We start from the raw sequence: 13,544 nt of genomic DNA, 5'->3' as shown, positions 1-13,544 counted from the left end.
GAGGCTCCTGTTTTTCTTCGTTAACTTACTTTGTTTCTGGTTGAAACTTGTATGGAATGGAAACTTCTAATAATAATTCGAACCCTCCATCGTAGTATGGGAATCGCTCATTCGCGATTTTTCTATCTACCCACTCGATTGCGGAAATTTCTCCTTCATCTTCTGCACCAAGTTCACCTGTTACAACATTTGCTTGGAATGTAAACAATAGCGCATGATTGCCTTGCTTCTCAAAAAACTTCTCATTTATTGCGACAAGTCCACCTGTTACGGTAGTTAAGCCTGTCTCCTCTTTTACTTCCCTTACTAAAGCTTCCTCTAACGTTTCACCTTTTTCAACAGCCCCGCCCGGCAGTGACCAAACGTTTTGTTCTACATTATGTACCATTAATATTTTATCTGTTTCTTCATCATGTATTAGTGCATATACGACATCAACTCTTTGCATGTTGCTTTTCTCCTTCAATTAACTCGGCCATTGTAAATAAGGAATGTAACTGCAATCCATCTTCTAATAAGTTATCTCTTCCTTCTTTTGTACGCTCAATAACACCTAGCACATGGTTCACATTCGCACCTAATTCTCTCAAATCTTTCGTGCTTAATAATATTTGACCGCCTGTCGTAATGACATCTTCTACGACACAAACATTTTTCCCAACAATATCAATACCCTCTGCTAACTTACATGTTCCATATTTCTTCGCTTCTTTTCTTACAAATACAACTGGAATCCCTGTTTGTAAAGATAATGCTGTTGCTACTGGAATACCTCCCATTTCTAAACCTGCTAGCACTTCTGTTTCAGGAGGAATGAGTTCTTTCAATTGTTTGGCAATTTCTAATAACAGTACTGGGTTAGATTCAAATAAGTACTTATCAAAGTATTGATTTGATACTTGTCCTGATCGAAGCTTAAATGTGCCCGTTAAACGCGACGTATTATAAATTTCCTTTGCTAACTCCCATTTCTCCATTTTATCTCTCCCCTTTATGCACAAATTAACTCATTTTATCACGTTTATAATTGTTTGTATATTCCTAAAAATACAAATAAAAGAGCCGATTCCTAAGAATCAGCTCTTCCTATTAATTCATCACTAACTCAGCTGCAAGCTTTTTTTTTAACTTGGCTAACATATCAGTTGTCATTTTGTCTAAATCATATTCTGCTTTAAAGCCCCACTCTTTCATTGCTGCTGTTGCATCAATAGAGTTCGGCCAGCTATCAGCGATCGTTTGACGAGCTGGATCTACAGCATAATCCATTGTAAAGTTCGGAATGTGTTTACGAATTGATGCTGCGATTTGCTCTGGTTCAAAGCTCATTGCTGTAATGTTGAATGCATTTCTATGCACTAACTTACTTGGATCAGCTTCCATTAATGAGATGATCGCTTGTAAAGCATCAGGCATATACATCATATCCATGTATGTTCCTTCAGCAATGTATGAGGTGTATGTACCTTTTTTAATCGCCTCATAATAAATTTCAACTGCATAATCAGTTGTTCCGCCTCCTGGAGGAGCTACGTAAGAAATTAAACCTGGGAAACGTACACCGCGCGTATCAACGCCAAACTTTTGATGATAATAATCACATAATAATTCTCCTGCTACTTTGTTTACCCCATACATCGTAGTAGGACGCTGGATTGTATCTTGTGGTGTATTATCTTTTGGCGTTGATGGACCAAATGCACCGATAGAACTTGGCGTGAAAAACTTACAGTTTAATTCACGTGCTGCTTCTAATGCATTTACAAGTCCACCCATATTTAAATTCCAAGCAAATAACGGATTTTTTTCTGCAGTTGCTGAAAGTAAAGCCGCTAAATGAATAATTGTATCTACTTCATTACGCTTTGCAATATCATGTAATTTTTGTCCATCTGTTACATCTAACGTTTCAAATGGACCAGACGTTACCACTTCACTATCTGTTTCACGAATATCTGTTGCAATAACGTTTGATGCACCGTATACATCACGAAGTTTCATTACTAGTTCAGAACCAATTTGCCCTAAAGAACCGGTTACTAGAATTTTTTTCATTTTTCCCACTCCTCATTTGCAAGCTATTCAAAAGATGTCGTTAATTAAATGATACCCATTTCTTTCCCTACTTTTTCATACTTACGAATTGCTTCATCTAACATTTCTTTCGTATGAGCTGCTGTAGGCATATTTCGAACGCGTCCCATTCCTTTTGCTACGGTTGGGAATACGATAGATTTTGCATATACGCCTTCTTCATTTAGACGTTTACTAAATTCTTGTGTTAATACTTCATCACCAATAATACAAGGTGTAATTGGTGTCTCACTTTCTCCAATGTTAAAGCCAAGTTCTTTTAACCCTTGTTTCAAATAGCGACCATTTTCCCATAAACGATCGTGTAACTCTGTGCTTTCCATTAAAATTTCAATTGCTCTCATACAAGCAGCTGCATCAGCTGGTGTTAAAGCTGTTGAGAATAAGAATGGACGTGAACGCACTTTTAACCAATCGATTAAGTTTTGTTTCCCAGCTACATATCCACCAATTACCCCAATTGCTTTTGATAATGTACCGATTTGGAAATCAACTTTATCAGAAAGGCCGAAATGTTTTACAGTACCTGCACCTTTGCCAAGTACCCCTGAACCGTGTGCATCATCTACATATGTCATTAAATCCAGCTCTTCTGCAATTTCAACAATCTCTGGTAATTTTGCAATATCTCCATCCATTGAGAAAACACCGTCTGTAATAACCATTAATTTATTATAAAGACCTGATTCTTTTGCCTCGATTGCTTTTTTGCGTAAATCTTCCATATCAGAATGCTTATAAACGATGATTTTCGCTCTTGATAGACGACTACCATCAATAATAGATGCATGGTTTAATTCATCTGAAAGAATCGCATCATTTTTATCCATAACAGCTGAAATCGCTGCCATATTACAGTTAAATCCTGATTGATAAGCAATTGCTGCTTCTGTATGTTTAAACTTTGCAATTGTTTCTTCTAATTTGATATGCAAATCTAAAGTACCATTAATTGTACGAACAGCTCCTGCTCCAACGCCGTACTTATGAATTGCACCAATTGCTGCTTCTTGTAAGCGATTATCAGTCGCTAATCCAAGATAGTTGTTTGAAGATAAGTTAATATATTCTTTTCCGCCAATTGTAATAATCGGTCCATTTGGACTTTCAAGCGGATCAATTACGTTATAAAGCCCCTTTGATTTTAAATCCTCTAAATTTTCTTCTAAAAAGTTTGCAAGTGTTTTACTAGACATTGTGAAGCCTCCCATCGTTCATGTAAGCGAATTATTGTCTTAATAGTTCTAATAATCCCTCTACTAGCTTAACACGTTTTCAGAATTTATTATAGAAAAATAGTTTAAAGAAACCGCTTACAATTTTAGATTATATACGATTCATTACAAGAAATCTATTATTTACTTTTCATATTTGATAGAATGAAAAAAATATTCAAGGGGGCTTCAAACATGGCATTTACAGAATCTGATGTATATAATAACGAATCGTTTTTAGAACAATATATGAAGCGAAGATATCGAGAAAATAGCCCAAACGAAGTACTTGAAAAACCAGCATTCTTTCAGCTCATTGGTGATGTACAAGGAAAACAAATTCTCGATTTAGGTTGTGGTGACGCTAAATTTGGCGAGGAATTATTAGAAAATGGTTGCCACTCTTACACTGGCATTGAAGGCTCCGAGCTCATGTATGAAAAAGCTAGTAAGCACCTAGAAAATAAAAATGGATCTGTTCATTTTATAAACCTCAAAGACTATACCTATCCTCCTTCTACTTTTGATTTAGTAACATCTAGACTCGCCTTACATTATATTGAACATCTTGATATCATTTTTCAAAATGTGTTTCAAACTTTAAAAACAAACGGGACCTTTACCTTTAGCGTTCAACATCCCGTTATTACCTCTTCGTTTGAAAGCTTACAAACAAGTGGTAAAAGAACTAGCTGGCTCGTCGATGATTATTTCAAAACAGGAAAACGAGTTGAGCCGTGGATTGATCAAGAGGTTATTAAATATCATCGGACAACGGAAGAATATTTTACATTATTACAACAAGCCGGATTTACAATTACAAACTTAAAAGAAGCCACACCAAATCGAAACTGTTTTCAGGGAAAAGAAGAATATGAACGTCGCTTACGTATTCCCCTTTTCCTACTATTTTCTTGCAAAAAATAAAAAAAACGATGAATTATTCATCGTTTTTTTATCTCATCGCCTGAACAGCTTCTTTTCGTACACTTCTTCCTTTTCCATGCGGAATACAGAGCGGTGTTCCAAATAATGGATCAGCGCTTATTTGACACTCCATACGGAATACATCACGAACTAACTTTTGATCAACAACTTCTTCTGGTTTACCTTGCGCATATATTTGTTTATCTTGAATAGCTACAATGTTGTCTGCATAACGGCATGCCAAGTTCAAATCGTGTAATACCATAACAATCGTTCTTTTCTCTGTTTCATTTAATTCGAATAATAAATCTAACACTTCAATTTGGTGAGTCATATCTAAATATGTAGTTGGCTCATCCAGTAAAATAATATCAGTATCTTGTGCAAGGGTCATTGCAATCCAAGCACGTTGACGTTGTCCACCTGAAAGAGCATGAACATCACGCTCAGCAAATTCTGTCATACCCGTTGCCGCAAGCGCTTTTTGTACCATTTCCTCATCTTTTTCGGACCATTGCTTCAGCCATGTTTGATATGGATAACGTCCTTGCTTAACAAGTTGCAATACTGTAAGTCCTTCTGGCGCTTGTGGCCCTTGCGGTAAAATCGCCATTTGACGAGCAATTTGCTTCGTTTGCATACTTTGAATCGCTTGATTATCTAACAAAATGTCACCAGTTGTTGGCTTTAATAATCTAGCTAGTGAACGTAATAAAGTTGATTTCCCACAACCGTTAGAACCGATGAAGATTGTAATTTCCCCTTTTGGAATTTCTAAATTCAGCTCATCAATAATAATCGTTTCACCATACGACAGCGTCAAGCGTTTCGTCTCCAATGCTTTTTGCATATTCATCTCCCTTTATGAATTCCGACTTTTATAAAGTAAATAAATAAAATAAGGTGCACCAATTGCTGATGTAAATACCCCTGCTGGAATTTCAAGTGGTGTGAAAACTGTACGCCCAATTAAATCTGCAGCAAGCACTAGAATTGCACCGACAATCGCCGCAACTGGAAGTAAGGCACCGTATAAAGAACCAACTAGCCTTCGAGAAATATGAGGTGCCATTAAACCAACAAATCCAATTCCTCCTGCGAAAGCAACTGCTCCACCAATTAAAGCTGTACTAAGTAATAGCATGAATACGCGCGACTTTGTTAAAGGAATACCGAGTCCTACTGCAATATCATCCCCTAGCTCTTGGGCATTTAATTGTCTAGCCGCTATAAATGATATTACAGTTAAAATAAGAACCCACGGCGCAAGTACCATAACATTTTGCCATGAAGAACCGTAAACAGTACCTGTAATCCATACATTCGCTTGACTCGCTTGATAAATTGGTGCTAACAACATAAATAAAGTCGTTGCTGCTTTCGTTAATGCCCAAAATCCAACACCAATTAAAACAAGGCTAATCGGTGATAACCCGTCATTTCTCCATGCAAATAAATATACAAATAACGCTACAATCGTTGCCCCAGCAAAGGCTGCGAGCGGCATATAATGAATGCTTACTGTTAGCGCATTATTTTTATCACTAAATATAGCTAAAAATAGTACAACTGCAACACTTGCCCCGCCCGTAATTCCGATGATATCAGGAGAAGCAAGCGGATTTCGAACGAGCCCTTGTAAAATACACCCCGCTACAGCAAGTGCGATTCCTACAAGGATCGCACTTAAAATACGCGGCATACGAAACTTATTTACAACCATATTTGACATCGCATCACCATTTCCGGTAATCGCTTGCCATACATCATAAGGAGCTATTTTCATATCTCCCATACCTGCGCTCGCAAAAAATAATCCTATTAAAACAACTAGTAAACTGAATAAGACTAGAACAGCTCGTTTATACATTAAAAACGAGAGCCCACCTTTTCCTATACGAAACGGAATATACTTCTTCATTTGCTAAGCCCTCTCTTACGTGCAATATAAATAAAGAATGGGGCCCCGATAAATGCTGTCATAACCCCTACTGGTACTTCTTGTGGCATAATGACATATCTAGCTGCTATATCAGCTAAGAGTAATAGTATTGCACCTAACAAGCCGCTATACGGTACTCTCCACCTGTGATCTACTCCAACAAGGAATCTGGCAAAATACGGAGTAACAATACCAATAAATCCAATTGGACCAGCGACCGCAACTGAACCACCAGACAGCAGTACAATAATAAGTAGTACGAATGATTTCATTAAAATTGTTCGTTGTCCAAGTCCTTTTGCAACGTCTTCCCCCATCATTAATGTATTTACTTTCCCTGCCATCATAAGAGATGCAATCCAGCCTATTAATAAATACGGGAATACAGATTGTAAAATCTCTAACTTTCTTCCTTGCACAGATCCGGCAAGCCAAAATAACACTTCTTCAAATGCTTTTTCATTTAAAACAAGTAACCCTTGTGTTAATGATGAAAACAAAGCACTTATCGCGACACCTGCTAACGTTAACTTAAGAGGCGTTGTCCCTTCTTTTCCTAAAGAACTAGAGGCAAATACAAGTACTGCAGCAACTGCTGCCCCTAAAAAGGCGATCCAAGTAAAGGCTGATAATGATGTAACGGAAAAAATCACAATTGCTACAACTATGAAGAAAGCAGCACCTGAATTTAATCCAATAAAATCTGGAGAAGCAAGTGGGTTCTTTGTTAAAGTTTGCATTAAACAACCCGCTATGGCTAAACTAGCACCAACACTTGCTGCAATTAACGCCCTTGGTAAACGCACATTTTGAATAATAATATGCTCATTTGAACCATTAAAATGAAAAAAAGCATCTAGCGCTAATTTCCAACTCGTATTTGTATATCCGAAAATAATACTTCCCCAAATACAAATAACGACTGCAATGATTCCAACAAATAATCCAATCCATTTTGCTTGATTTGTTTTTAATAACATGCAGCGTTTCCCCTTCAATGTATAATGATACGTTGTAAGTGTATTTCAACTTAATTCTCATTGTCAACGATAATGAGAATTATTTTCATTGACAATCGAACCAAAAAGTTTTAATATCATGCTTGCTATTGAAAAATATTCTCAACATGTAGGGGGTACATAATGAATTTCATGCAAAAGAAATCGTTTACAGTATTTGTATTTTTACTAGCATTTTCACTTCTTTTAAGTGCTTGTGGAAAATCAAATAACAAAGAAGAAGCAACAAAAGATAATAAAAAAGAAACGATTACAGTTGAGCACGCAATGGGTAAAACAGAAGTTCCTGCCAATCCAAAACGTGTAGTTATTTTAACTAATGAAGGAACTGAAGCTTTACTTGAATTAGGTGTGAAACCGGTCGGTGCTGTAAAGTCTTGGACAGGTGACCCATGGTATCCGCATATTAAGGATAAAATGAAAGATGTAAAAGTTGTTGGTGATGAAGGACAAGTTAACGTTGAAACTATCGCTTCTTTAAAACCAGACTTAATTATCGGTAACAAAATGCGTCACGAAAAAGTGTACGAGCAACTAACAGCTATTGCACCTACTGTTTTCTCTGAAACATTACGTGGTGAATGGAAAGATAACTTTAAGTTTTATGCAAAAGCTTTAAATAAAGAAAAAGAAGGTCAAAAGGTTTTAGCTGATTACGGAAAACGTATGGAAGATTTAAAAGGCAAACTTGGTGATAAAGTAAATCAAGAAATTTCTATGGTACGCTTTATGCCTGGTGATGTTCGTATTTATCACGGTGATACATTCTCTGGCGTTATTTTAAAAGAACTTGGATTTAAGCGTCCTGGTGATCAAAACAAAGATGATTTCGCAGAACGCAATGTATCTAAAGAGCGTATTTCTGCAATGGATGGTGATGTATTATTCTACTTCACATTCGATAAAGGCAACGAGAAAAAAGGCTCTGAACTAGAAAAAGAATATATAAACGACCCTCTATTTAAAAACTTAAATGCAGTAAAGAACGGAAAAGCATACAAAGTTGACGACGTTATTTGGAATACAGCTGGCGGTGTAATGGCTGCTAACTTACTACTAGACGACATTGAAAAACGCTTTGTTAAATAATTTCATTCTAACCAGCTCCCTCTTTTATGGAGCTGGTTTTTTCATTTCACTGAAGTGTCACATTATTTCATTTTGTATTTTTATTCCCGATATGTTATATTATAAAAGTAAATATAGTTTATTTTCTCTATATCAGAATAAATATTCTAATCTAAATTTTCTGATTTGTCACTATTTTACTTTCTTTTAGAATTCAATTACTACATTTGAAAACGCTTATTATCTTGTTTTCAGGGAAAAATACAATAACGGTTGAAGAAAAATAGATTTTTTTAGAAATTTTCTTGCTATTTCCATATAATTCTATTGACTTCTAAATATTTTGTGAATTAAAATAATTACATAAATATCCGTTATACAGGATTAGGGGGAAACAAAAATGGATGCAGCTTTAAAATTAGAAAAAGCTGGAGAACAACAATCACCAAAAAAACATCCACCAGGATTATATTTGTTGTTCTTAACAGAAATGTGGGAAAGATTTAGTTATTATGGAATGCGTGGCCTTTTAGTTCTTTATTTAACAACTGCTGCTGTTAGTGGCGGGTTAGGATTTGATAAGGCAGTTGCAGTGCAATTATATGGTACTTTTACAGCGGCAGTATATTTCATGCCAATTATAGGCGGATGGCTAACTGATCATTATATTACAAGACGTCATGCCATTACTCTCGGCGGAATTATTATGGCGATTGGTAACTTTGTACTATTCTCCATGAATACAAAAACAGGACTATTACTTGGATTAGTACTATTAGTTATTGGTAATGGATTCTTTAAACCAAATATTTCTACACTGTTAGGTGAATTGTATGACGAAAATGATTCACGTCGTGACAGTGCATTTACTATCTTCTATATGGGTATTAACGTAGGTGCTTTCTTCGCTCCACTTATTTGTGGATTTTTAGCAGAAGATTTCTTTAAAACAAGCGTTGATGGCGTTATGGTTATGGGATATAAATACGGATTCTTAGCAGCTTGTATCGGTATGATTATTGGCCAAATTGTTTTCAACTTATTAGCTCCTCGCTACCTTGGTACAGCAGGAACAACAGTTGTTGGTAAAAAAACAAAAAATCAACCTGCAACTGAAAAGAAACCTTTAACAAAACAAGAAAAAAATCGCACTTGGGCAATTGTAATTTTAACTTGTTTCGTTGTATTCTTCTGGGCAGGATTTGAACAAGCTGGTAGTTCTTTAACACTTTATACAGATAAATTCGTAGATCGTACAATTTTCGGATGGGAAGTTCCAACATCTTGGTTCCAATCAGTTAACCCAGCATTCATCGTACTACTTGCACCATTCGTATCTATGCTATGGTTAAAACTTTCTAAATCAAAGCGTGGCGATTTAAAAGTACCAACAAAAATGGCATTTGGTATGATTTTACTAGGTATAGGTTACCTTGTTTTAACATTAGCGGTTCTAAAAACTGGAAGTAGTGAAGCTGATATAACTGTTAAAGCAAACTTATTATTCATCGTTATCACTTATATGTTCCATACAATTGGCGAACTATTCTTATCACCAATCGGTCTATCAATGGTAAGTGCAATTGCACCTGTTAAATTAGCATCATTACTAATGGGTGTATGGTTAGCTGGTTCAGGTATGGCTAACTGGTTAGCTGGTAAGCTTGCTTCCTTTACACAATCATTAGGCTATCTTGAAGTATTTGCAAGTATCGGTATTATCGTTATCGTCCTAGGATTTGTACTTCTTCTCTGCTCTAAAAAAGTTGCAAGTATGATGGAATAACACAGAAAAGACGCTTCTACAATTAGAAGCGTCTTTTCTATTACATCTCTTCTAAAGCCGTCACATCCACGTGAACGCTCTCTCCTGGGTTGGATACGTCATACACTTGAGCACTCCCCTTCTGCTCATCACAGCTCTCAATCCATACGGGGACTCCCTCATATGTAACATCAATTCTACTTGAAGAAGATAATATCTGTTTCACACGTTTTACATCCATTATATTGTTCCTCCTTTGGCTTACAACACTCCTTTCTATCTTTTCATATCCCTTCAGAATATATTCCGTCAATTTAGCACTTCAACCGATAGTTTGTTTCTTTCTAACGCGCTAATATATACGCTCTCAAATCTTCCTATTATTAGACCCTTTCCAAATAAAAAAAGACGTATATTTCACACGTCTTCTTTCCATAATATTCAAAAATTAAGAAAATAATGTTTTTACTACTTCACTTACTTTATCGTTATGAATTTGATAATACACTTCTAACCCGCGTCTCTCAAAGCGTACTACTTTATTTTGCTTTAATTTCGTTAAATGCTGCGAAACAGTTGATTGCGGAATTTCTAATACCTCTTGTAATTGTGTTACATTACATGTTCCACGCTGCATTAGTTCCATTACTAGACGTAGACGAAGTGGATGAGCTAATGCTCTTAACATCTGCACGTCTTCTTCTGAAATACGACAGTCAAATTGATTTTGGTTCATAAAGTTCCCCTCATTTTCGTTTTTTATTTTCTTTATTATTTATTTATATATCTGTTCTTATATTTCCTGTTACGACATAACTTTATCAACCTATAATGCTGAAAAATTTTTCCTCCTTTTATCAGCACACAGTTCAGGAAAAAATCCCTGCTGATTTTGAATATTATACTATATGATATAAAGAAAAAGCAAAACAAAGGGATAGTAATACTTTGCTTACAAATGTTGATTTATCAGCCTTTTTGTTATATTTTCACCTTACTGAAATGTACAGTAATGATATTGTAAAATATCGTCTATAATTGATAACCTATCGTAAAGTAATTTGACCATATTTAACCACTTTGTTACGATAAAAAGGAAATTTAAGTAAGGAGGATGATGTAGTATTAAAAAATGGTTTATTATTGCGTTAATTAGCATTGCGGTTGGCTGGACTATTATCGCTCACTTCCTATTAGACAAAAAAGAAGATATAGCTTCAAAATCAAACATCCCAATTGGAACTGAAGTTGGCAATGTTGCCCTCGATTTCCTTCTGGAAACAACTACTGGTCAAGAAGTTCACCTTACAGACTATAAAGGAAAAAAAGTAATATTGAATTTTTGGGCAAGCTGGTGTGGTCCCTGCAAAATAGAAATGCCTGATATGGAAAAGTTTTATCATGATACTAAAGATATGGGGATTGAAATTGTCGCTGTAAATGCGACAGCTACTGAAAAAGACCCGAACAATGTAAAACAATTTCTTGAAGAAAACAAATATACCTTCCCCGTCCTATTAGATCAGAAAGGACAGGCAAGTGCCGCATATCAAATCATCAGCATTCCAACATCTTTTGTCATCGATACAAACGGTGTCATTCAATATAAGCATGTAGGACCAATGACATATGAAAAAATGAAAGAATATGTAAATAATTTATAGAAGCGTAATCAAATCAATTTGATTACGCTTTTTGTCTACTTTATGAACAAAGCTTTTCTTTTAACACTATTATGGAATAATTATACTTTTTTACGTTGACAATAGTGTTGAAGGAGAATATACTAAGCATGTAAGTTGATTGTGAATAGTTTCACAAATAATGTGAATTTCTTCACATATAATAGATAGGAGTTGTCATTATTATGAGTACTTGGACACAAATTTATGACCCATTAAACAACATTTGGTTATCTGCACTAATCGCTGCACTTCCAATTTTCTGCTTCATTATTTGTTTAGTGGGATTCAAAATGAAAGGTTATATCGCTGGTCTCTATAGTGTAATTGTAGCCATTATTCTTGCAATATTTGTTTATAAAATGCCAGCAACTATGGCCGTAGCATCTGCGGGATTTGGTGTTTTATCTGGATTTTATCCAATTTGTACTATTGTTATCGCAGCTATTTTCCTTTACAAATTAACTGTTAAAACAGAACAATTCAATGTCATTCGTGATAGTATTTCAAGCATTACAAATGATCAACGTTTACAAGTATTATTAATTGCTTATTCTTTCGGTGCTTTCTTAGAAGGCGCGGCTGGTTTCGGTGTTCCAGTTGCTATTACAGCAGCATTACTTGTAGGTATGGGCTTTAATCCATTAAAGGCAGCCGGTATTTGCTTAGTAGCTAATATCGCTGGTGGTGCTATGGGTGCTATGGGTATTCCAGTTACAGTACCTGCACAATTAACTCAGCTTGATGCATTAACTGTCGGTCGTCAAACTGTTTACATTTTACCATTCATTAGCATTGTTTTACCTTTCTTACTTGTTTCAATGGTAGATGGAATTAAAGGTATTAAAGAAACTTGGCAAGGTATTCTTGTAAGTGGTGTTTCTTTCGCAATTACTCAATTCCTTGTAACTTATTTCTTAGGTGCAGAACTTACTAATATTTTCGCAGCCGTTGTAAGTATGGTCTCTCTTGCATTATTCTTACGTGTGTGGCAACCAAAATCTTCTGCTAAAGAAGAAAAACAAGAAGAAAAAGAATCTCATACATTCAATCAAATTTTATATGCTTGGTCTCCATTCGTATTCTTAACTGCATTCGTAACAATCTTTAATTTAAAACCGATTAAAGCTTTATTTGCTCCGGATGGTCCATTGGCAAACTTAGTATTTAACATTCAATTCCCTGGTCTTCATAATGCGGTTATGAAAACTGCACCAATTACAAAGGCTGATACACCTTTCGCAGCTATTTTCAAACTAGATGTATTCTCTTCTACAACTACTGCGATTGTATTAGCAATTATCGTTTCACTTATCGTCTACCGCGTAAACGGCAAAATAATTAAAGAATTAATGATCGAAACAATAAAAGAATTAAAAGTTCCAGTATATACAATTTGTAGCGTTATCGCTTTAGCTTACGTAGAGAACTACTCTGGTATGTCATCTACACTTGGACTTGCATTCTCTTCTACAGGAAATGCATTCCCAGTTCTTTCTCCAATTTTAGGATGGATTGGCGTATTCATTACAGGTTCAGTCGTATCAAGTGGTTCATTATTCGCACCACTTCAAGCAGTAACTGCCGATCAGTTAAACCTCGTTCCATCTACTCTCGTTTCATTAAACGTAGTTGGTGGTACAATCGCAAAAATGGTTTCACCACAATCTGTAGCAGTTGCTTGTGCAGCAGTTGGACTAGTTGGTCAAGAATCTGCCTTATTTAAAACAGTGATGAAATATAGTTTAATCTTCTTAGCTATTATTAGCTTACTTCAACTTAACTCTGTATTTAATATCTTTTAAAATAAAACACCGATCCCTATATAAGGGG

14 protein-coding genes are annotated in these 13,544 nt (G+C 35.6%); 5 read left to right on the top strand and 9 right to left on the bottom strand.

Annotated elements, in window-relative coordinates; translation table 11 throughout:
* Nucleotides 1–25: 25 nt before the first annotated feature.
* The 4 genes from EXW56_RS03140 to EXW56_RS03125 all read right to left on the bottom strand — a co-directional run bounded on the left by EXW56_RS03140 (nt 26) and on the right by EXW56_RS03125 (nt 3,290).
* Nucleotides 26–448, bottom strand: coding sequence for an NUDIX hydrolase (locus EXW56_RS03140; RefSeq protein WP_002201802.1), 423 nt, complete (start codon nt 446–448; stop codon nt 26–28).
* Nucleotides 435–977 carry an orotate phosphoribosyltransferase gene (pyrE, locus tag EXW56_RS03135; protein WP_002114028.1) on the bottom strand — a complete coding sequence of 181 codons (543 nt, stop codon included), beginning with the start codon at nt 975–977 and terminating at the stop codon, nt 435–437. Before pyrE ends, EXW56_RS03140 begins: the two co-directional genes overlap by 14 nt.
* Before the next feature lie 112 nt (nt 978–1,089).
* Entirely contained in the window at nt 1,090–2,055 is a 966-nt protein-coding gene (locus EXW56_RS03130; RefSeq protein ID WP_002201803.1) for an L-threonine 3-dehydrogenase, read from the bottom strand.
* A gap of 44 nt (nt 2,056–2,099) precedes the next feature.
* Complete coding sequence (locus EXW56_RS03125; protein ID WP_215597169.1) at nt 2,100–3,290, bottom strand: glycine C-acetyltransferase; 1,191 nt, start codon at nt 3,288–3,290, stop codon at nt 2,100–2,102.
* 213 nt (nt 3,291–3,503) lie between these two features.
* On the opposite strand from EXW56_RS03125, the gene EXW56_RS03120 reads away from it, so the two are divergent.
* A complete protein-coding gene (locus EXW56_RS03120; protein ID WP_002114022.1) occupies nt 3,504–4,235 on the top strand; it encodes a class I SAM-dependent methyltransferase in 732 nt (243 codons plus the stop codon).
* A gap of 28 nt (nt 4,236–4,263) precedes the next feature.
* On the opposite strand, the gene EXW56_RS03115 is transcribed toward EXW56_RS03120, so the two are convergent.
* The 3 genes from EXW56_RS03115 to EXW56_RS03105 are packed head-to-tail and all read right to left on the bottom strand — an operon-like array spanning nt 4,264 to nt 7,157.
* Complete coding sequence (locus tag EXW56_RS03115) at nt 4,264–5,085, bottom strand: ABC transporter ATP-binding protein (RefSeq protein WP_002201804.1); 822 nt, start codon at nt 5,083–5,085, stop codon at nt 4,264–4,266.
* Between the two features lie 12 nt (nt 5,086–5,097).
* Nucleotides 5,098–6,156, bottom strand: a complete 1,059-nt coding sequence (locus EXW56_RS03110) for a FecCD family ABC transporter permease (RefSeq protein ID WP_098988684.1) — start codon at nt 6,154–6,156, stop codon at nt 5,098–5,100.
* Nucleotides 6,153–7,157, bottom strand: coding sequence for a FecCD family ABC transporter permease (locus tag EXW56_RS03105; RefSeq protein ID WP_002201806.1), 1,005 nt, complete (start codon nt 7,155–7,157; stop codon nt 6,153–6,155). Before EXW56_RS03105 ends, EXW56_RS03110 begins: the two co-directional genes overlap by 4 nt.
* 162 nt (nt 7,158–7,319) lie before the next feature.
* On the opposite strand from EXW56_RS03105, the gene EXW56_RS03100 reads away from it, so the two are divergent.
* The gene (locus tag EXW56_RS03100) at nt 7,320–8,285 is read left to right on the top strand and encodes an ABC transporter substrate-binding protein (protein WP_002201807.1); all 966 of its coding nucleotides are present in this window, start codon (nt 7,320–7,322) and stop codon (nt 8,283–8,285) included.
* 379 nt (nt 8,286–8,664) lie between these two features.
* Nucleotides 8,665–10,050, top strand: a complete 1,386-nt coding sequence (locus EXW56_RS03095; RefSeq protein WP_002114013.1) for a peptide MFS transporter — start codon at nt 8,665–8,667, stop codon at nt 10,048–10,050.
* 40 nt (nt 10,051–10,090) lie between these two features.
* Here EXW56_RS03095 and EXW56_RS03090 read toward each other — a convergent pair whose 3' ends face one another.
* Together EXW56_RS03090 and EXW56_RS03085 are read right to left on the bottom strand one after the other, a co-directional pair.
* Nucleotides 10,091–10,270: an acid-soluble spore protein H gene (locus EXW56_RS03090; RefSeq protein WP_002010492.1), complete on the bottom strand. Its 180-nt coding sequence runs from the start codon at nt 10,268–10,270 to the stop codon at nt 10,091–10,093.
* 207 nt (nt 10,271–10,477) lie between these two features.
* Complete coding sequence (locus EXW56_RS03085; RefSeq protein WP_001075217.1) at nt 10,478–10,765, bottom strand: ArsR/SmtB family transcription factor; 288 nt, start codon at nt 10,763–10,765, stop codon at nt 10,478–10,480.
* Nucleotides 10,766–11,153: 388 nt separating this feature from the next.
* Here EXW56_RS03085 and EXW56_RS03080 point away from each other — a divergent pair, with 388 nt between their 5' ends.
* Nucleotides 11,154–11,693, top strand: a complete 540-nt coding sequence (locus tag EXW56_RS03080; RefSeq protein WP_346023524.1) for a redoxin domain-containing protein — start codon at nt 11,154–11,156, stop codon at nt 11,691–11,693.
* 203 nt (nt 11,694–11,896) lie between these two features.
* Complete coding sequence (locus EXW56_RS03075) at nt 11,897–13,516, top strand: L-lactate permease (protein ID WP_002201808.1); 1,620 nt, start codon at nt 11,897–11,899, stop codon at nt 13,514–13,516.
* The last annotated feature ends 28 nt before the right edge of the window (nt 13,517–13,544 follow it).

Source organism: Bacillus mycoides (assembly GCF_018742245.1).
Lineage (GTDB): Bacteria > Bacillota > Bacilli > Bacillales > Bacillaceae_G > Bacillus_A > Bacillus_A cereus_U.
This window is presented reverse-complemented; position numbering and strand designations above follow the sequence as displayed.